This is a genomic window from Corallococcus sp. CA054B, assembly GCF_003611625.1.
In the GTDB taxonomy this organism is placed as follows: domain Bacteria; phylum Myxococcota; class Myxococcia; order Myxococcales; family Myxococcaceae; genus Corallococcus; species Corallococcus coralloides.
Genome location: NZ_RAVY01000012.1, coordinates 20,693 through 40,391 on the forward strand (window position 1 = coordinate 20,693; position 19,699 = coordinate 40,391).

The 19,699-nt window shown below is 70.6% G+C and carries 15 protein-coding genes; 8 read left to right on the forward strand and 7 right to left on the reverse strand.

The features are described 5' to 3' along the window. Window positions 1-26 precede the first annotated feature (26 nt). Window positions 27-1,760, reverse strand: a complete 1,734-nt coding sequence (locus D7V80_RS05145; protein WP_199738386.1) for a S8 family serine peptidase — start codon at window positions 1,758-1,760, stop codon at window positions 27-29. 173 nt (window positions 1,761-1,933) lie between these two features. Between D7V80_RS05145 and D7V80_RS05150 the strand changes: the two genes are divergently transcribed. From D7V80_RS05150 to D7V80_RS05165, 4 genes are all read left to right on the forward strand, one after another. Then, window positions 1,934-4,672 (forward strand): TonB family protein, encoded by a 2,739-nt coding sequence (locus tag D7V80_RS05150; protein ID WP_120587088.1) that lies wholly within the window; start codon window positions 1,934-1,936, stop codon window positions 4,670-4,672. 1 nt (window position 4,673) lies between these two features. Next, window positions 4,674-5,597: a hypothetical protein gene (locus D7V80_RS05155; protein WP_120587089.1), complete on the forward strand. Its 924-nt coding sequence runs from the start codon at window positions 4,674-4,676 to the stop codon at window positions 5,595-5,597. A gap of 201 nt (window positions 5,598-5,798) precedes the next feature. Then, entirely contained in the window at window positions 5,799-7,799 is a 2,001-nt protein-coding gene (locus tag D7V80_RS05160; RefSeq protein ID WP_233585148.1) for an ankyrin repeat domain-containing protein, read from the forward strand. Between the two features lie 117 nt (window positions 7,800-7,916). Further along, complete coding sequence (locus D7V80_RS05165) at window positions 7,917-8,714, forward strand: hypothetical protein (RefSeq protein WP_147446986.1); 798 nt, start codon at window positions 7,917-7,919, stop codon at window positions 8,712-8,714. A gap of 62 nt (window positions 8,715-8,776) precedes the next feature. Here the strand turns inward: D7V80_RS05165 and D7V80_RS05170 are convergent, their stop codons facing one another. After that, on the reverse strand, window positions 8,777-10,183 hold the full coding sequence (locus D7V80_RS05170; RefSeq protein WP_120587091.1) for a hypothetical protein: 1,407 nt from the start codon (window positions 10,181-10,183) through the stop codon (window positions 8,777-8,779). Window positions 10,184-10,397: 214 nt separating this feature from the next. On the opposite strand from D7V80_RS05170, the gene D7V80_RS05175 reads away from it, so the two are divergent. Together D7V80_RS05175 and D7V80_RS05180 are read left to right on the forward strand one after the other, a co-directional pair. Beyond that, window positions 10,398-11,099: a DUF1361 domain-containing protein gene (locus D7V80_RS05175; protein ID WP_120587135.1), complete on the forward strand. Its 702-nt coding sequence runs from the start codon at window positions 10,398-10,400 to the stop codon at window positions 11,097-11,099. A 170-nt stretch (window positions 11,100-11,269) separates the two neighbouring features. Next, the gene (locus tag D7V80_RS05180; protein ID WP_120587136.1) at window positions 11,270-11,647 is read left to right on the forward strand and encodes a hypothetical protein; all 378 of its coding nucleotides are present in this window, start codon (window positions 11,270-11,272) and stop codon (window positions 11,645-11,647) included. 13 nt (window positions 11,648-11,660) lie between these two features. Here D7V80_RS05180 and D7V80_RS05185 read toward each other — a convergent pair whose 3' ends face one another. The 4 genes from D7V80_RS05185 to D7V80_RS05200 form a co-directional block, all read right to left on the reverse strand. Continuing rightward, window positions 11,661-12,179 (reverse strand): GFA family protein, encoded by a 519-nt coding sequence (locus D7V80_RS05185; protein WP_120587092.1) that lies wholly within the window; start codon window positions 12,177-12,179, stop codon window positions 11,661-11,663. A 49-nt stretch (window positions 12,180-12,228) separates the two neighbouring features. After that, window positions 12,229-14,697, reverse strand: a complete 2,469-nt coding sequence (locus D7V80_RS05190; RefSeq protein WP_120587093.1) for a PQQ-dependent sugar dehydrogenase — start codon at window positions 14,695-14,697, stop codon at window positions 12,229-12,231. 142 nt (window positions 14,698-14,839) lie between these two features. After that, window positions 14,840-15,493 (reverse strand): hypothetical protein, encoded by a 654-nt coding sequence (locus tag D7V80_RS05195; RefSeq protein WP_233585149.1) that lies wholly within the window; start codon window positions 15,491-15,493, stop codon window positions 14,840-14,842. 14 nt (window positions 15,494-15,507) lie between these two features. Beyond that, a complete protein-coding gene (locus tag D7V80_RS05200) occupies window positions 15,508-16,275 on the reverse strand; it encodes an endonuclease/exonuclease/phosphatase family protein (RefSeq protein ID WP_233585150.1) in 768 nt (255 codons plus the stop codon). 355 nt (window positions 16,276-16,630) lie between these two features. Between D7V80_RS05200 and D7V80_RS05205 the strand changes: the two genes are divergently transcribed. Beyond that, window positions 16,631-17,923 (forward strand): hypothetical protein, encoded by a 1,293-nt coding sequence (locus tag D7V80_RS05205; protein WP_120587095.1) that lies wholly within the window; start codon window positions 16,631-16,633, stop codon window positions 17,921-17,923. An 88-nt stretch (window positions 17,924-18,011) separates the two neighbouring features. Here D7V80_RS05205 and D7V80_RS05210 read toward each other — a convergent pair whose 3' ends face one another. Next, entirely contained in the window at window positions 18,012-18,650 is a 639-nt protein-coding gene (locus D7V80_RS05210) for a glutathione binding-like protein (protein WP_120587096.1), read from the reverse strand. 106 nt (window positions 18,651-18,756) lie between these two features. Between D7V80_RS05210 and D7V80_RS05215 the strand changes: the two genes are divergently transcribed. Then, window positions 18,757-19,683, forward strand: coding sequence for a LysR family transcriptional regulator (locus D7V80_RS05215; protein WP_120587097.1), 927 nt, complete (start codon window positions 18,757-18,759; stop codon window positions 19,681-19,683). The last annotated feature ends 16 nt before the right edge of the window (window positions 19,684-19,699 follow it).

Consider the following 19,699-nt stretch of genomic DNA (forward strand, 5'->3'; position numbering starts at 1 on the left):
CGCGGTGGACGCTCCCGGGAGGACGCTCAGGGGTTGCCGAAGCGCTTGCGGTACTCCGGGGACGTGATGAAGGTGCCCATCACGCCGATGTAGTCATTCGTCGCGTTCAGGTACTGGTACCAGGCGACTCCCCCTTCGGGGTCGAAGTTGCGCTGGAGGAATAGCTGGTAGATCCGGGTCACGAAGGCGTCGTTGTAGTTGGGTGACGTCGCCGGATTGAGGTTCGGGTACAGCGCCTGGCTCTCCTGCGATTGGAAGACACCGAGCGCGATGCTGGCCCGGGTGGAGGCCAGGCACGTCGAGTCGCCATTGCACCCGTTCAAGAGCCCCACGTAGAAGTTCAAACCTCCCGTGTCGGGCTTGCGCCGGAGCACGTCGTAGTAGAGCTGCTGCACGAAGAAGGTCGACTGGTCGATGGCGTTGGTCCCGCCGTAGGCGATGGCGGCATTCACGGCGGCGCTGGCGTCAACGAGTCCGATGCCGCACCCCGTGCAACCGCCGGGGAAGGGCCTGGACGAAGAGCGCAGCAGCGAGGTCACCGCGTCGACGGCCAGCGACGGGTTGGCCGACAACATCAGCGCCGCCACGCCCGCGACGTGCGGCGCGGCCATCGAGGTGCCGGAGCTGTAGGCATACGCGTCGCTCGCCGGAGTGGTGGTTCCCGTGTTGTACGTCGACAGGATCTGCTCTCCGGGCGCCGCGAGCGCCACCACCGGACCGTGGTTCGAGAACGAGGACCGGGTGCCCGATGCGTTCACGGAGGCAACGGCGACCACCCCCGGGCAGTTGGCCGGCATGGTATTGGCGGCGTCCACGTTGTCGTTGCCCGCGGAGACGATCACGACCGCTCCCCGGTCCCGAGCGCTCTTGATGGCATTGGCGTAGGTGAAATGACAGGCGCCCAGGCCCCCCAGTGACAGATTGATCACTCGCGCGGGCGACACGTTGTTGGGCACCCCGGAGATCGGAGCGCCTGCCGCCCAGGCGATGCCGTCCGCGATGTCAGACGTGTAGCCGCCGCACATCCCGAGCACACGCACCGGCAGGATTTTCGCGCCATGGGCGATGCCCGCGACCCCCAGGCCATTGTTCGTGACCGCGCCAATGGTGCCGGCCACGTGCGTCCCGTGCCACGAGCTGGTCTGAGCGTTGGGGTTGCTGACACACCAGTCGCCCGGATCCCGTGCATCGCTGTCGCGTCCGTCGCCGTCATTGGGAGAGACGGCCCCACCGAAGAAAGGCAGCGTGACGAAGTCGTACCCTCCCAGGAGGTTGGCGGCCAGGTCGGCGTGAGGGCGGTACCCCGTGTCCGCCACCGCCACCACCACGCCAGTCCCACTGGTGCGGTCCCACGCGGCGGGGGCGTTGATGCCCGGCGTGGTGGGGTGGAGGTCCGGCTGAAAGGGATAGTACGGATCGTTCGGGACCAGCGTCGGCCGCAGGATGAAGTCCGGCTCGGCGTACTCCACCTCCGGGTCGGCCTCGGCGATCTGCTTCGTCAGCGCCAGGACCTCGGCATACGTCATCTTCCGGTCCAGGGCCCACACCTGGGCGCCCCGTCCGTCGGTGCGCAGCGGATGGGCGGTCAGGCCCCGTTGGCGGGCCGCATCGGTGACCCGGCGGCTGGCCACCTGTGCGCCAGCGGGGGTCTTCCGGGCCTTCGCCTGGTCGCGGTAGCGGACAATGATGCGATCCGTGGGATCCGGTGACGCCGCCGCGGCGTCCTGCTCGGAGGCCCCAAAGGCAATCAATGGCGTCAACGCAAAGAGGGCAGCCAGCCGCCTTGCGTGGGAGTGGATTGGAGAGCGCAGGGTCATTGATAGGTGTTGACCCCCTTGCCGGACCTCCAGTCAAACGGGACAGAGACCCTCCGTCCGGAAGAGTGCAATGGGGCGTCGAACCCGGGGCCGCATGCCCGTATGCTCCGCGCCCCATGTTCCCCAACCTGAACGCCCGAAGCGCGCTCGCCGCGGCCTCGCTCCTGCTGGGAACCCCGGCGCTGGCACAGGCACCGCAGGACGGCGCGCCGCCCGCGGAAGCGGCCCCGCCCGCGCAGGCCCAGCCGGTCATCACCAGGCCTCCGGAGCTGCTCCAGCAGGTGGAGGCCCCCTACCCTCCCGAAGCGCTCGCCGAGGGGATCACCGCCTCCGTGCGCCTCATCATCACCATCGCCGCGGACGGCTCCGTGTCGGACGTGTTGCCCACGGAGCCCGCGGGCCATGGCTTCGACGAGGCGGCCATCGCGGCGGTGCGCCAGTTCCGCTTCTCGCCCGCGGAGGTGGACGGCGTGCCCGCGCCGGTGCAGGTGGAATACATCTACCACTTCACCCTCAACGCCCCTCCGGAGGAGGCCCCTGGACCGGAGCAGGCCCCGGTGGCGCGGAAGGCCACGCTCAAGGGCCAGCTGATTTCGCGCGGCAGCCGCTCGCGCGTGGCGGGCGCCACCGTGCGCTGCGGTGACGACCCGGAGGCGCCCGAGGCCCTCTCCGACGAGGACGGCCGCTTCAGCCTCGACGTGGCCCCTGGCGAGTGCGCGGTGCGCGTGGTGGCGTCCGGCTACCAGCTCTACCAGACGAAGGAGCAGCTCCAGGAGGACGAGACGACGGAGGTGAACTTCTTCCTCGCCCCCACCGGCGGCGCGCTGGAGACCGTCGTGCGCTCCGACCGGCCGAAGAAGGAGGTCGTGCGCCGGACCATCACGCGCCAGGAGGCGCAGCGCACGCCGGGCACCTTCGGCGACCCCATCCGCGTCATCCAGACCCTGCCGGGCGTGGCGCGTGCGCCCTTCATCTCCGGCCAGCTGCTGGTGCGCGGCTCCAACCCCGGCCAGACGGCGACGATGATGGACGGGGTCGGCATCCCCCTCCTCTTCCACCTGCTCGGCGGCCCCTCGGTGGTGAACGCCGAGTTCATCGACCAGCTCGACTTCTTCCCGGGCGGCTACGGCAGCCAGTACGGCCGCGCGGTGGGCGGCATCGTGGAGGTCGGCACGCGCAAGGGCGCCGCCGACACGTTCCATGGCTCGGTGAAGGTGGACCTGCTGGACGCGGGCTTCTTCCTGGAAGCACCCGTGACGGACGGCATCAGCGTGGCCGCCGCCGCGCGGCGCTCGTACATCGACACGATCCTCCCCGCCGTCCTCCCCAAGAGCGAGGGCAGCACCCTGTCCGTGGTCCCCAAATACTGGGACTACCAGCTGCGCGTGGACTTCGGGGCGAAGCGGGGGGCCCGCTCGGAGGAGGAGGCCCAGGCCCTGGCGGGCGGCGCGCGCAGCACCGGCTACGTCATGGCCTTCGGCAGTGACGACCAGCTCCGCCTGGTGACCGGTGGCCCGGAGACCGAGCGCGACCTGACGGTGGACACGCACACCCTCTTCCACCGCATCAAGGGCGACTGGACGTACCGCAAGGGCGCGCTCACGTCCGTCTTCACGCCGTACGTGGGCTACGACGGCACCAGCTTCAGCTTCGGCGCCGCGAAGCAGGACGGCGTGGGCTACACGGTGGGCGCGCGCGAGGTGCTGGGCGTGGAGCTGTCCTCCAACGTCACCGTGCGCACCGGCCTGGACCTCGTCTACGAGCACCAGTCCTTCGACGTGGAGTTCCCCGCCCCGGAGAACTTCGAGTACGTGGCCTTCCCTGGCGCCGAGTCCGTGGGCGAGCTGTTGGTGGAGCACATCGGCCTCGGCTCCTTCGACGGCGCGCTCTTCGTGGAGGCGGACCTGAAGGTGGGCAGGTTCACCTTCACCCCCGGCGTGCGCGCCAACTACCAGCGCGCGGGCGACGCCCGGAACGTGGCGTTGGATCCCCGCCTGTGGGTGGCCTTCAACGCCACCGAGCGCACCCAGCTCAAGGGCTCGCTCGGCCTCTACAGCCAGCCGGGTGAGACGTTCCGCTTCATCCCCCTGCCGTACGGCAACCCGGACCTCGCCTATCAGCGCGCGTTCCAGAGCAGCCTCGGCGTGGAGCACCGGCTGACCGACGTGTTCAACGTCGACGTGACGGGCTTCTTCAACCGCCGCTTCAGCAACATCGTGGCGCCCGGCCAGCTCGTCCCGCTGCCGGGCGGAAGCGTGCTCCAGGTGCCGTACTCCAATGACGGCATCGGCCGCGCGCTGGGCGTGGAGGTGATGGTGAAGAAGCAGCGCGCGTCCGCGACGGACAAGTGGTCCGGCTGGTTGTCGTACACCTTCAGCAAGTCGCTCGACGGGCGCGCGGGCCCCATCCCCGAAGGCCGTGGCGGCTTCGGTCCCACCGGCGACGATACGGCGTATGGCCTCAGCCCCTTCGACCAGACGCACATCCTCACGCTGGTGAGCAGCTACGTGCTGGGCAACGGCTGGGAGCTGGGCGGACGCTTCCGCTACACCACCGGCCGCCCCACGACGCCGCTCAACCACACGTTCGACCAGTACCAGGTGGACAGGAACCGCTTCAGCGGCATGTACGGTCCCTACGCCTCGGCGCGCATGGGGGGGTTCCACCAGCTCGACGTGCGACTGGACAAGAGCTGGCAGTTCCAGAGCTGGACGCTGGGGGCCTACATCGACGTGCAGAACCTCTACAACGCGGAGAACGTCGAGTTCACCTTCAACGACTACCGGCAGCGCCGCGAGTACGAGGTGCCCGGCATCCCCATCCTCCCCGTGGTGGGCGTGAAAGGAAGCTTCTGACATGAAGGCCCTGCTCAACACCGGAAGCCTGCTGCTGCTGGCGCTGACGGCGCTCGCCTGCGTCGAACCCGAGGACAAGCCGTCGAGCGTGCACGACCTGCGCGTGCTCGGCGTGTCCACGGAACAGCCCGAGCTGCTCGCCTCCACCTGCGAACTGTCGCCGGAGGCCTTCGACGAGCTGGCGGCGGAGGTGACGTACCGCGCGCTGCTGGTGGACCCCGCCGGCGGGGGACGCCCCATCCAGTACCAGCTGTGGGCCTGCGCGGATCAGGACGACCGCATCTGCGCGAACGAGGCGGACCGCGCCCTGCTCGCGGAGGGCACCACCGTCGCGGGCGAGCTGACGCTCCCCATCCGTCCCGGCGCGGCCCGGGTCTCGCAGGACAAGCTCCTGCTGGAGCGCGTGCTGGCGGAGGACGCCTACCAGGGGCTGGGAGGCATCCGCATGCCGCTCGTCCTGAGGGTGTCCGCGGGCGATGAAGAGGTCTACGCGCAGAAGCTGATGGTCTTCTGGTGCCCCGTGGTGGAGGGCATGACGGCCAACGTGCAGCCCGTGCTTCCGGGCCTGCGGGTGGACGACGTGCCCTGGCCGGAAGGTGAGCCCCTGGAGCTGAGCGGCCCCGGGCCCTTCGTGATGACGTCCGAGGACGTGTCGGACCGGGAGGAGGCCTACGTGGTCCCGGGCCTGCGGTTGCAGGCCGTGAACCTCAAGGAGGCGTGGGAGATCGCCTGGTACACCACGCTGGGGGAGTTCAACCTGTCGGAGACGGGCGGCGCGGACTTCGGTGGCCAGCAGGGGCGCCACCGCGTGGAGTGGAAGCCGGCGGAAGGCGCGGCGGCCCAGGAGGTGACGTTCTGGGCCGTGGTGCGCGACGGTCGCGGCGGCAGCTCATGGCTGGTGCGCCGGGCTCGCTGGAGCCCCTGAGCACCGCCGTCCCTCCCGAGCGCCGGGTCGAATACAGGCCGCTGGCGCCCCGAGGCGTGGCGTCGTGGGTCGGCTGGCCGTTGCGGTCCGCCCTGGGCCACGGCTTGCCGCCCGGATGGCCCGCGAGCATCCGGGGCCTTGTCGTGTGGCGCCGCTGTTTGCCCGGGCAACCCATGGGGCCTCCTGGCAAGGTCCCCTGCCATGCCACGCGCCAAGACGACCCGGAAGCCCGACACCGCCGCGCTGATGAAGAAGGCGGACGCGCTGCTGGATGAGATGCCGCCCCAGTTGGACCAGGCCATCCCGCTCCTGCGCGAAATCGTGGAGGCGGACCCAGCGCACCTGCTGGCGCTGCACTCGCTCAACTGGGCCCTGGAGCCGACGCGGCGGGGGGAGCCCGACCGCTGGGAGCGCGAGGTGAAGGCCGAGCATTGGCGGGTTCGCGACCGCGTCCTCGAGCTGACCCGCGGGACGAAGCCCGGCGGAGAGCTGTCGACCGGGCAGAAGGCGCGCGCGCTGGCTCTGAGCCAGTGGGCCGACGACCTGCTGCGGCGCGAGCCGACGGACGCACAGCTCGAACAGGCGGAGGCCGCGCTGGTGGAGGCCGAAGCCCTGCGAGACCTCGAGGACCACGCCCGCGCACGCCGGGGGCTGGAAGCGTGGCACGCGCTGCGGCGGGGCTCCCCGGCACAGGGCTACCGGAAGCTGCTCGCCCGGGTGGAAGCGGCTCCTGATCCGCGCGCCCTCGACGACGAGGGCAACGAGGATCCGTTCGCCTTCCAGGGGCTGGAGGGTGCCTTCTCCGACGAAGGCTTCCACGCGTGGCTCCGGAAGCAGAAGCCCGCGCCGCGTCCTCCGGCGCCCAAGGCCAAGGCCCTGGACGATGGGCTCCTACAGGCGGCGGGGCTCGACGCGTCGCCCTTCTTCGGCCCTGGCTTCGAAGGGGACTGGCGCACGGGCCGGGTGCTGGCCCTGGTCGCACTGGGCGCCAACCTGGAGGTCCGGGACAAGAGCAAGCGCGGTGTCCTCCACCTGGCCGCGATGGTGGACGACGCATCGCTGGTGAGGGAACTCCTGCGGCTGGGCGCTCCCGTGAACGCGACCGATTCAGCGAAGGCCACGCCCCTGCACGCGGCGGCCGAGCACGGAAGCACGGCCTGCATCGCCCTGCTGGCGAAGGGCGGCGTTCCCGTGGACGCGCTCGACAACGCGGGCCGCACGGCGCTCTGCAACGCGCGACAGGCGGACGTGGCGCAAGCGCTCATCGACGCGGGCGCCAACCCCAACGCGGGCAAGGACTGGACGCCGCTGCACCAGCACGCGCGCGTCAAGGAGCGCGGGCCCGTCATCGAGGTCCTGCTCCAGGCCGGAGCGGATGCGACTCGCAAGAACGCGGCGGGGCAGACGCCCGTGAAGGAGGCGCTGGAGCACGGCAACCCGCACCTCGCCCGGCTCATGGGCGCCAGGGCACCCTCGGGAAGGAAAGGGGCGCTGGACATGCAGCCAATGCTGGACGCGCTGGCTCGCAAGCGGAAGGCGTTGCTCCAGGCCTGGTACTACGAAGACAAGGACGTGGACTCCGTCGAGCAGGTCCTGGATCAGCTCGCGCTGGAAGGTGCCACGTCATGGGACGCGCTCGCGGCGGCGGTGCAAGGCATGACTCCCTGGACGGCCATGGCCCTGGTGGAGCTCGCCCGGGAGGTGCTCCCGACCGGAGCGAAGGCGCCTTCCCTCTCCAAGCGCCCGCGCTTCGTGCGTGGGGACCTGGTGGTGAAGGGCGACGTCCATGTGGAACGGCCCCTGCTGGTGACAGGGAACCTCACGGTGGAGGGCGTGCTGAGCAACGCAGGGCCTGAAGGCCTGCTCGTGGTGGGTGGCTCGCTGCGCGCCAGTGGCGTGGACACGGATGGGGAGCTGATCGTGGGCCAGGACCTGGAGGCCCAGGTCGTCTGGGGGCACGGCAACGACGCGGCGCTCCGGGTCGGCGGCGTGCTGAAGGCCGAGGCGCTCATCGCGGATGACCACGACGTGCAGGCCCGGGTGACGGCAAGGCATCACTTCGCCTCGGGGGACTTCGACGCCACGGACGCATCCCTCCAGGATTTCTTCGTGCCAAAGGCTTTCGCCCGGGCGCGGCTGGACCGCGAAAGGCTGTTCAACGCCCTTCGCAAGGCAGGCAGTGCTCTCCGGAGCCGGGACTGACAGGTGAGCCAGCGGACCGGCACCTCGCAGTCGTACCGGTCCGCGGGTCAGTACACCCACCCCCCACCGGGTCCCACCTTGGGTCCGGTCAGAAGAACGCACGCAAGGGGGCGGCGGATGAAACGGATGAAAGCGGCGCTGTTGTTCCTGTCGCTGGGCGCAGGCATGGGCTGCACCAGTACCTACGACCCGTACTACTACGACGACGTCTATTACGATCCGTACTACGGGGCGTATGACGCGGCCTGGACCTATGCCTGGGTCGACCCTGTCTACAGCTATTGGTACTACGCCATCGGCACGGTGCAGGCCATGGCCGTCGACCCGGCCACCGCGGCCACCCAGCTCGCGGCGAATGCCTCCACCGCCTTCACCCCCTCCGGCTGTGCCACCGCGACCGCGACAGGCGGGACGGTGAACTACACCTTCAACGACTGCACGGCGGAGGTCTCGCTCACGCAAATCTCGGGCAACGTGGAGGTGGTGCTCTCCGACAACCAGGGGCAGCTCGCCGCCACGGCCAACTCCAGCAATCTCACCATCAACGGAGAGCCCTACAACCTCTCCCTGCAGATCGCCGGCGCCCCGCCTGATGGCAACCAGCGCAAGGTGACCGTCACCTCCAACAGCTTCTCGCCGAATCGCTTCGACTCGCGAACGGCCCAGAGCACGGTCACCTGGGAGGCGGGCAGCGGGTGCATCACGATGGACAGTACGTCGCAGGGAGCGAAGGGCGGCCTCAGCTCGACGACGACCGTGTCTGGCTACCAGCGCTGCCGCCATGAGTGTCCCACGGCGGGCATGGTGCAGGTGGAGACGAGCGAAGGGACGTTCACCGCGACGTTCGACGGCACCAGCACCGTCAAGGTCATCGCGCCGAACGATGACGTCAAGGAGTACGACCTCGACTGCTGAGCGCCGGGGGCGACCGGGACAGGCGCAAGCCTTCCCCGGTCACTTCCGCGGGCGGAACACCGCTACGGCTTCATCACGCTCGCGGCCGTCAACAACTGCACCGCGGATTGGGCCTGGGGGCTCCCCTTGGCCGCCAGCGCCTTCAGGAGCTCCCCCAGCTTCGGGGTGTAGCCCTCCAGGAGGGCACGCTTCAGCGCCTCTTGATCAAAGCCCCAGTCCTCCATCGCCTGGGGCAGGAGCCCCAGGGCCCGGGGATCCTTCATCCGTATCAGCGCCGCGACGGCCGCCGCTTTCCCCTCGGGACACTGCCGCGCGAGCTCATAGGCCTTGTCCGCCGCGGCCTTCGTCCTCAGGTAGCCCAGCAGCGCGACATCCCGCTGATCGGTGTCGTGGCGGCACTGGAGGAGCTTGTTGATGGTGGCCCGGGCCTCCGGATTGCCCTGCCGCACCGCGGCCTCCAGCTCGACCCGGCTCCAGGCGAGCCTCCTGCGGTCGAAGGTCACCTTCCATGGCACGTCGTGGCCCGCGTTCACCAGCTCCGCGGCCAGGCGATTGCGCTGCGCTTCCTTCAGATGACCGAGGTCGCGCGCGAGGCGCTGTCCCGCGACCTGCCGCAACTTCCAGTCCCCCTGCAGGTCCGTGGCGAGGGGCTTCAGCAACCCGTCGTCATACGTCCCCTTCGCCGCGGCCGCTTCATAGGCCGCCATCGCGCAAGCGGGGCTCAGCTCCACCCGTTCACCGTTCTCGCGCCGCACGTAGACCGTCATGGCCTCCAGGGATCCGGCCCACCCCGCGGACGTGGCCAGGCCCTTGATCAGCTCGTCCACGAGCACCGGCTCCAGCTCGGCGGGTTCGACGCACCGCAGGGGCTCCCGCACCGCATCGGCCAGCTCCGCCAGCTCGCTCGCCGCCGCGCCCAGCGCCTCCGCGGAGCCGTCTTCGCGCTTCTCGGCCTGGCGCGTGAAGCACTCCGCGAACGAGGTCGCCCACAGCCGCAACTTCGGCACCGGCTCCAACCGCATGGCCGCCAGCGCCTCGGGCTGCGTCGCGGGGGCTCGCGCCGACGCCGCCAGCGCCAGGGCCCGGTCGAAGGGATCCTCGGAGCGCTGCGCCCGCTGACGGAGGGCCGCGTCCTCCGCCAGCATCCGCCCCAGCAGGTCCGCCGCCCGCGCGGACAAGGAGCCGTGCTCGGACCGCTTCCCCAGAAAACGTTGCTCGGCGATGAGGCCACAGGACGTGACCGGGCCCGTGGCGGCCAGGGCCTGCGCCATCCCTCCCACCCGCGCGACCTTCGACAGGACGCCGTAGGCCGTGGCGCCTCCCGAGAGCAGCGCGGCCTCCGCGCTGGCCCGGGTCGCGGGGACGGGCTGCTCCAGCGAGAAGATGGCCTTCCACAGCGCGGCTTCATCCGGGACGGGAGCGGCGCCCGCGAGCACGAGCGCCGCGAGCAGGACAGGAGCGTGGACCATGACTCACCTGGGCAGGAGGAAACGGGGGCCACCAGTCTCGCCCGGAATCGCTTCGCGCCGCAGCCGGGGCCGCCGGTCATTGACTGGCCCGCGCATTGCTCAAGGCCAGGCCCAAGGGCTCCATTGACGGCGCTCCGGGTCTCCACGCCCTTCCCGGAGCCGTTGCACCGTGGCCATTCCGCCACGGTGCGCGGCTGTGTCGCCACACGCCACCATGTCCCGACCGCACTCCTCCTTCGCCTCCATCCCGAGCCGCCACGGACTGCTGCCCGCGATCCTGTGCAGCATCCTCGCGGTGGACCTGCTGGCCCTGCGGCTCGACTGGAGCGAGCGCGCCAGCTTCGCCTTCCTGTCGTGGAACCTGTTCCTGGCCTGGGCGCCGTACACCCTGGCCCTCGTCGCACGCGGGCTCATGGTCCGAGGCCTGGGCCGTCCATGGCTGCTGGCCCCGCTGGCGTTCGGCTGGCTCGCGCTGTTTCCCAACGCGCCCTATCTCGTCACCGACTTCATCCACCTGAAGCAGCGGCCCGTGGTTCCGCTCTGGTTCGACGCCGCGCTCCTGGCCCTGTTCGCCGCCACCGGGTGGCTGCTGGGCCTGCTGTCATTGGACATCTGGAAGCGGTGGCTGGAAGAGCGCTGGGGCCGCACGGCGGCGTGGGCCTTCGTCGCCATCACGTCCGGCCTGTGTGGCTATGGCATCTACCTGGGCCGCGTGGAGCGCTGGAACAGCTGGGACGTGCTCTCGGAGCCGGCCCGCCTCCTGCGCGCCATGGCCTCACATGTGAGGGATCCCCTGGCCCATCCCGCCCTGCCGTCCCTCACCCTTCTCTTCGCCCTGCTCCTGCCCCTGTCCTACGCCGGCTATGAGGCGCTCGTCGCCCGCCTGGGCCGCCAGCGCGTCCCCCTGGAGCGCTGACCTTGATTCAATTACAGTCCTCTCTCTCCATGCCTTGCTCTTCTGTCATTCAGCACGGCGTCCCGGAGCGGGGCTTCACGGTCGTGGACACGGTCCCCACCGACGGTGGAACGGAAGACGCTGGGACCGTGGACGCGCCGCCGCCGCCGCGGCCGTCGGGAGGCCGCACCATGACCATCGAGCACGACCTCACTGAAGCGCTGCGCGCCTCCCGGGTGGCGCTGGATTCGGATGCGGGCTTCGAGGAGCTGATGAAGCTCGTGGAGCTGACGACCGGAGCCAAGGTGATCCGCACGGAGGAGGCCCTGGGCTTCCTCACGGAGGACCAGCCGGGGCCGGAGGTGATCCGCAGCGGCATCATTGGAGCGCGCGGCCTGGCGGCCTGGGAGGCCCCGCGACGGGATGCGCGGGGCCTCACGTTCTACGCCAACCTGAAGCGGGTGGACGGCGCGGACTTCGTGCGCATGCAGGTGGACCCGGCCACGCGGACAGTCTCCGTCGAGGTGATCGACGAAGGATGGTTCGAGATCGCCGCGTATCTGGGTTGAGGGGGCCGCCTGCTCAGCGCTTCAGCAGCATGGGGATCCACGCGAGGAAGAGCTTCGTCATGAACCGGACCGACAGGAAGCTCGGATGGTTCGGAACATCGTTGGGGAGCTCCACGCCCGCGGGCTTGAACCGGGTGCAGGTGCGCAGCTCCAACGGGGGCAGCTCACCGGTGAACCGGTTCCCGTAGACCGAGTACCAGTGCGGCCCCGGGCCCATGTCCATGTACATCCCCGAGTTGCAGCACGTCGCGACGAGCCGCCTCGTCTCTGAAGTGTCCTTGAGCTTGAAGCCCGACAGGAGCGCCTCACCTCGGGAGACACGGAGGCGATCCTTCCGGTAGAGGAGGAAGTCCGTGCCGCCCAGGGGGCCGCGAGGCGACGGCGCGTTCGGAAGGGCCTCGATCCGGCGCCCCCCCTCCTGGCAGTCGTCGCAGAAGCACTCGACATGGATGATGGGCGGCCCCCGCCCCTCGAGCTCCACCTGTCCACAGGCACAGGTGGCGGTCCGGATGACATCGTTCTTCTCGGGCATGCGCCTCCTCTATTCCGGCGGCGGCGCAATCACGAGCGCTTTCGCCGGACTACCGGAACCACCTGAGCCCGGCCACGGCGTCACCGCCGTGCTCGTAGTACTCGACGACGACCGTGTGCTCACCAGCGCGCATCCAGCGCGCCTGCGCGTAGCTGGTGGAGGACTGGTCCTTCCAACCGTTGATGATGCGGCTGCCATCCACGAAGACCCGGATGCCGTCATCCGCCTGGGCCATGAAGAAGTACAGGCCCGTCGCGAAGTAGAACCGCCCCGTCCAGCGCACGGAGAAGTCATCCGCGCCCACGCCCTCCACGGGGTTGCCCGCCCACCAGGAGTTCATGAGCGGTGCCCCCTCGCAGCGCACCACCACCGGGACGCCCGCCAGCTCCCGGTTGGTGAAGTACTCCGCGCGGTACTGCCCCGCCGGGCACTCCGCGGGCGCGACGGGTTCGAAGGTGGCCGTGAGGCCCACGTCCTCCGTGCCCACCTGAAGGGTGTGCTCCGCGGGCCCGCCGTCGGACCAGCCGACGAAGCCATGGGGCCCCTGGGGCGACGGCGCGAAGAGCGCGTGCGAGGAGCCCGCGACCACGGAGCGCACCAGCGGTGACGGGCTGGCCGTCCCGTCGAACACCAGCTCCAGCCCGGGAGGCGACGTCTCCAGCGTCACCTGCACCTTCAGGGGCAACAGCGTCACCATCCGGCTGCCCGTCAGCCCCGCGGAGTCCGTCGCGGTCAGCGTCAGTGCGAAGCGCACGTCGTCGCCATGGTCCGGGACGGTGAAGGACCCGCTGGGGCCCTGGCCCTCGCCGTAGGGATGGGAGTGGCACGCGCCCGGCGTGCAGTGCACCAGCGTGAGCGTCCACGCCATCCGGTCGGCGGGGATGGCGCCGTCCTCCGGGTCGCTCGCCGAGCCCGCGAACGTCACCACGTCCCCCACCTTGAAGCGATACGCCTCCGACGGCGAGTGGATGGACACCACCGGCGACAGGTTCCCCACGGAGATGCGCACGGAGGCCGTGCTGCTGCCGCCATGTCCATCACTGACGGTCAGCCGGGCCACGTGGAGGCCGCGCAGCTCGTACAGGTGCTCCGGGTTCGCCACGCCCGACACGGAGTTGCCGTCACCGAAGTCCCACACGTACTGGAGCGCGTCGCCATCCATGTCGCGGGAGCCGGCGCTGGAGAAGAACACCCGCAGGGGCGGCCCACCTTCGCGCGGCGTCGCCGAGGCCACCGCGACCGGCGGCGTGTTGGTGCCCGGATAGCGGATGCGGCGCAGCTCTCCCGCGAGGATGTCCACGACGTGGAGCTGGGAGCCCGGCCCGCTGCTCAGGTCGACGACGCCGCCTGCCTCCGTGGCGAAGAGCATCACGCTGTCCGGCACGAGCTGATCATTGGCATCCACCCGCAGCGCGCGGATCCACTGCTGGGTGTAGTCCGCGAAGAAGTAGGCGCCCCTCCACTGCGCCGGGAACGCCGGGTCCTGGATGAAGGCGCCGCCCGTGACCGTCTGGCCCTCGGCATGCGGATAGGAGTACAGCGGCGGCCGCACCGCGCTCGGGCCCCGGGCATACAGCGCCTGGCACACGGCCTTGGGCTCATAGCCGCGCTGGCGACCCGGGCCCTCGTAGCAGGGCCAGCCGAAGTTCGCGCCCGGGGTCGCGACGTTGAGCTCCTCGTGGTCGTTCCAGCCGACGTCACCCACGTAGGGCGTGGCAGTGCCCGGCCGCAGGTTGAAGCGGTACGGATTGCGCAGCCCCAGCGCCCACACCTTCGAGCGGTTGGTCTGGCCATTCCCATTCCAGAACGGATTGGACGGCACGCCCTCTCCGGTGCGCGTCACGCGCAGCAGCTTGCCCGCCAGCGAGTCCAGGTCCTGCGCCCGCAGCGCGTCGTCATCCACCGCGTCGAAGCGGGCCCCATCCCCCAGCGACACGAAGAGGGTGCCATCCGGCGCGAACCGGATGTTGCCCACGGAGTGAGAGGCGCTGTCCGCGGGGATGCAGTCGGAGCCGGGAGGATGGTCCTTGCAGGAGCCGGCCACCACGGAGCCCAGCAGCACCGACTCGCTGGCGGGCGAGGCCGTGTCCCCCACGGCCGTGTAGCGCGCCAGGCGCGACGTCTTGGGCCCGGCGTCGTCGGTGGCATCGTCGTCGTAGGTGTAGAGCAGGTAGACGTAGCCGTTCTGCGCGAAGGCCGGGTCCACCGCGAGCCCCAGCAGGCCCCGGTCATGGTGGTTGTTCACCCGCGCGCTGAGGTCGAGGAAGGGCGTGGGCAACAGGACGCCGTCCTTGACCAGCCGCACCACTCCCGCCTTCTCCGCGACGAGGATGCGCCCATCCGGCAGGTGCGCGAACGTCGTGGGGTAGTGCAGGCCGCCCACCACGAGCTCGGACGTGAAGCCCCCGGGCAGGGCCCGCGAGGCGGGCTCCGGAGCCCGGGCCCCCGCCAGCAACACCCAGCCCAGCCCGAGACAAAGACAGATGGCGAATGGATCCGGCCAGCGGCGCAAGGACATGGGGCCCCCTCCAACGGGTGCGAAAAGAGTGGGCGCAAGCTGGTGCCTCCACTCCCTCCAGCCACCCGTCCCGGGGCCATGGACCGCTGTCACCTTGCGCGCTGCACCCCAGCCAAAGAGGGCCGAGCGCGCGGACTCCACCTCAGCGACGGGAGGTGCGTCCCCAGCGGAGCGTCAGTCCGGCGTAACCGGTCGGCTGACGGCGGCCGTCCCTCACGTCGAACGGGAGCTCGATGCCGCCCTCCGCCCGCAGCTCGAGCGAGGGATTGAGCCGGTACGCCACGCCCAGCGACCCGCCCGGCGCGACCATCAGGTGAGAGCCGGCGAGCCTTCCCTGGAAGACGGTGAGCGGACCCGCGAAGGCCCCCATCAGCGAGGCGCCCCCCGTCAGGGTCCACCGTGCATTGAGCCGGTAGTCGACCAGCGTCTGGGCTCCCAGGCGGAAGTTGACGGGCTCCGTGGAGTTGTTGGTGACGGGCACGTACCAGACGCCCGCGCTCGGGGCGACGGACACGGTCCAGGGTGAGCGCTCCATCAGCCGATGCCGGGTCCCGAGTTCCAGGCCCAGCAAGGTGAGGCGGCCACCCCAGTCCCAGTTCTCGCCAGCCCCCTTGCGGAAGGTGAGCTCGGGGTTGGGGAGGTAGGCCCGCTCCCGGCCGCGCTCGAAGGCAATCGTGTTCACGGAGACGCCGACCTCGGTCGTCCCCACCGGGGTCGTCGCCGCGCCCAGGTTCCGCGCGCCGCTCAGACAGCCGGGAGCACACAGGAGCAGCGCCCCCATCCACAGGGCCCGCATGAAAGGCCTCGGCATCATCGCGGCCATGCGAAGCGCACCCAGACCGGCTGGTGGTCGCTCCCGGAGGGACGCTTGTCCACGCCGCGCTCCACCGGAGTGAGTCCCCGGGCGAAGACGGAGTCCAGCGGCAGGCCGCCGATGACGGAGTCCACGGTGTCCCCCACCCCTTCGGAGGCCCACTGGAAGCCCCACTGCGAGAACAGCTTCACGGTCTGCGTCAGGCTCCCCGGATCGGAGGTGTTGAAGTCACCGGCGATGACCTGCGAAGGCGCCGCGCCTTCGACCGCGTGGATGACGGTCTCCGCCTGGTCCAGCCGCGCGCCCAGCCCGACGATGGGGGTCGCGCCGTGCACGGAGACCACCTGGAGGGGGGTCCCCTGGACGTCCACCGTCGCGGCCACCCCGATGCGGTGTTGCTGGTGATACGGGTCGTCGTGGGGAAGGTTGATCTTCTGGTCCGCGGTGATGGGCCACCGGCTCAGCACGGCGTTGCCGAAGTCGTCACCGTCCTTGGCCACGGAGGCGGGGTAGTAGACGTAGGACAGCCCCAGCTCCCGGGCGATCCGCTCCACCGCGGGAGCGTCCATCTCCTGCATCGCGATGACGTCCGCGTTGGAGAGCGGAGGGCTCGACAGGGAGGCGACCGCCTCGGTCACCTGCTCGGCGAACGCGAGGTTGTACGTCACCACGGTGACCGAGGAGGGGGGCTCCACGGCGGTGGGTTGCACGGGCCGGTAGTCCCCGCTGTAGCGAGGCCCCTCCGCGTCGGTATAGCTCGGCATGATCGGGCACCCGGTCAGGAGCCCGCTCATCAGGAGCGCCCCCAGCCATACGGCCGGGCGTGCCTTATCGCACCGCGAGGACTTACTCATTCCGGCAACGAACGCCGCGCAACCCCCAGGACTTCCACGGGGATGAAGCCAATGCCTGCATGGCCGGGAGGCCGCACAGTTCACCAGTGGCTGATGCGCACGCCTGCCCTCCCCGCGAGCACGGCCTGGAGCGCGTGAGCCAACTCTCGCGCAAGACCCGGGCCCCGTATTCGCGCCGGGCCTCTGGCCCTATCCATTCGCCTCGCGCGGCGGGCCGAACCTTCCGCGCCCGCCGTACTACCCGCGGTACCCACGAGGCAGCTGAATGAACCAGGAACAGTTCTCCATGCAGGGGCAGCAGATGTTCGCCGAAGCCCTGAAGGCTCGGATCGTCGACGCCGTGAACGAGCGCGTCGTGTCCGGCCTGGAGGAACGGATCGGCTCGGAGATCCGCGAGCGTGTCAGCGACGCGATTCGCGGTGCGTTGCGTGAGCGCATGATGAACATGTCGCAGGGGGAAGGGATGGGCGGCGGGATGTCGTTCGACACGGAGCCGATCGCCGAGGCCATCCACCACCGCCTCACCGACGTCATCCATGAGCGCATCGTGAGCGGCGTGCACGAGCGCGCCCGCGAGGTGCTCCGCGAGCGGCTGGGCGAGGCGCTGCGCACCGCCCTGGCCGAGAACTGGATGAGCATGCAGCAGGGCCACGGGCACTTCGACCCGCAGCGCATCGCCGAGCGCGTGCGCATCAAGCTGGAGGACGCCCTGCGCGACCGGTTGGGCAACGTCGTGCGCGAGCGCGTGCGCGACGCCATGCGCGAGCGGCTGGGCGAGGCGCTGCGCTCCGCGATGATGGAGCGGCGGATGGGCATGGAGGGCTTCGGGATGGACCCCGAGCGCATCGCCGACACCCTCCGCAGCCGGCTCGCCGACAACGTGTCCGAGCGCATCCACATCGTCGTGCGCGAGCGCATCCGCGAGGCGCTGAAGGAGCGGCTGACGGACATGCTGCGCTCCGCGCTGTCCGAGCGCCGGGTGCAGATGGGGCAGATCGACCCGGAGCGCCTCGCGGACACCCTCCGCGACCGCGTGGCGGACACCCTCCGCGACCGCGTCCAGAGCGGCCTGCGTGAGCGCGTGCGCGACGCGCTGCGCGAGCGGCTGGGCGACGAGCTGCGCACCCGGATGGCCGAGCGCACCCAGGGCGTGATGGGCTTCCAGCCGCAGGGCGTGGGGATGATGGACCCCGAGCGCATCGCCGAGGCGCTCCGCGGGCGCCTGGTCGACGCGCTCCACGAGCGGCTGTCCAGCAACCTCCGCGAGCACCTGCACGAGGCGCTGCGCGACCGGCTGGGTGACGCGCTCCGCGAGTCGATGGGCGCCATGGGCGGGATGGGCCACACGATGCGGGGCGGGTTCGGTGAGCAGCACATGGGCGGCTACCCGGCGCAGGGCCCCAGCCCGGTCGACACGGAGACCCTCGTGTCCGCCATCCGCGAGCGCGTGGGCGAGGACCTCCGCGAGCGCATGGCGAGCATGGTCCGCGAGCGCGTCGCCGAGGCGGTGCGCAAGGAGCTGAAGAACGGCCCTTCCAGCAACCAGCCCCTGGCCTGACGGACACTCCGCCGAAGGTTGAAGGCTCCCTCCCCTCCTCCATCGCCTCGGGAGGAGGTGGAGGGAGTTGCTGTCCGCGCCGCCGCCGTCACGGCCCCGGTTTGCGCTTCTCGAGCTGGGCCATGTAGAGCTGCCGCTCCTCGGAGAAGGCCTTCGCGACGCTGGGCCGCTGCTGCAGGCGCGCGAAGTAGGCGCTGAGCGCGGGCCACTTCTTCAGGTCGATGGGCGTCGCCACGCTCCAGCCGAGCACCGTCACCAGGTACGCGTCCGCGACGCTGAAGCGCTCCAGCAGGAACTCGCGTCCGGTGAGGTGCTTCTCCAGGTAGGCGAGCCGGGCGGTCCCCTTCTCCAGGGCATAACTCCTGACGCCCTCGGTCGACGACGCGTCGAGGAGCGGGGAGAAGGTCGCCTTGTGCAGCTCGGTCCCGATGAAGGACAGCCACTGCTGGAGCCGTACGCGCCCCCGGTTGTCGGTCGGCGCGAGCTCCGCCCGAGGCAGCGCCCCGGCCAGGTATTGCAGGATGGCGGCGTTCTCCGTGAGCACGTCTCCGTCATCGGTGCGCAGCGCGGGGACGAGCCCGAGCGGATGCACGTCCAGGTAGTTGCTCCCATCGAGCGTGCGCTTCGTCTTCGAGTCGACTTCGATGTACGTCGCCTCCGTGCCCGCCTCGTACAGGCAGACGCGGGTCGCGACCGAATAAGACAGGGGGGAGAAGTAGAGCTGCATGGGATGTCCTCCAGGACGCCGAACGTGGGCCTTCGCGAGAAGGCGAGCGCCACTCTCCGCTTCCAGGCGGGATGCGTCCAACGCATCGTTGGCATAGGCTCGATGCATGGACGACATCGCCCTGCCCTCCCCTCGCCTCGACGTGCGCGACCTGCGCGTGGTGCTGGCCCTGGCCGCCGCCGGAACCACCGCCCGGGCCGCGGCCGCGCTGCACCTCACGCAGCCGGCGGTGAGCCGCGCGCTGCTCGCGGCGGAGGAGCGGCTGGGCACGCGGCTCTTCGACCGGACTCCGCGCGGGCTCATCCCCACGCCCGCGGGACAGGAGCTCGTCGCGGGCGCCACGCGGCTCCTGGTGGAGCTGGGCGACCTGGAGCACCGCGTGCGCGCGCCAGTGGCCCCGTCCATCCGCCTGCGCCTCGTGTGCGAGTGCTACACCGCCTACCACTGGCTGCCGTCCGCGCTGGTGACGCTGCGCAAGAGCCTGCCGGGCCTTCACCTGTCCCTGGCGGTGGAGCACACCCAGGACCCCGTCCCCGCCCTGGTGGCCGGAGAGCTGGACGTGGCGCTGCTCACGACGTCGACCGTCCCCCGCGCCGGGCTGGAGACACGGCCACTCTTCTCGGACGAGATCATCTTCGTGGTGGCCGCGTCACACCCCTTGGCGTCCCGCCGGGCGCTCACCCGCGAGGACCTCCGCGAGAACACACTCCTCACAGGGCAGACGCCCGCGGCGGAGTCACACTGGTTCATGACGCAGGTCTTCGGCCGCGAACGGCCCCGGCTCCGCGTGGAGCGGCTGCCGCTCACGGAGGCCATCCTCGACGTGGCCCGCGCGGGCCTGGGCGTCGCGGTGCTCTCCGAGTGGATCTCCACCCCGCACCTGGGCAAGGGAGACCTCGTCGTGAAGCGGCTCGCGTCCGGCCCCTTGCGGCGCCCCTGGCGGATGGCCTGGAGGAAGGAGGTGGGGGACGCCGCGCTCCGCCTCCACGCCGCGCTCGAGCCCACGGTGCCCCGGGGACTCATGGCGGGCTAGCGAGAAGTGTCTGCCA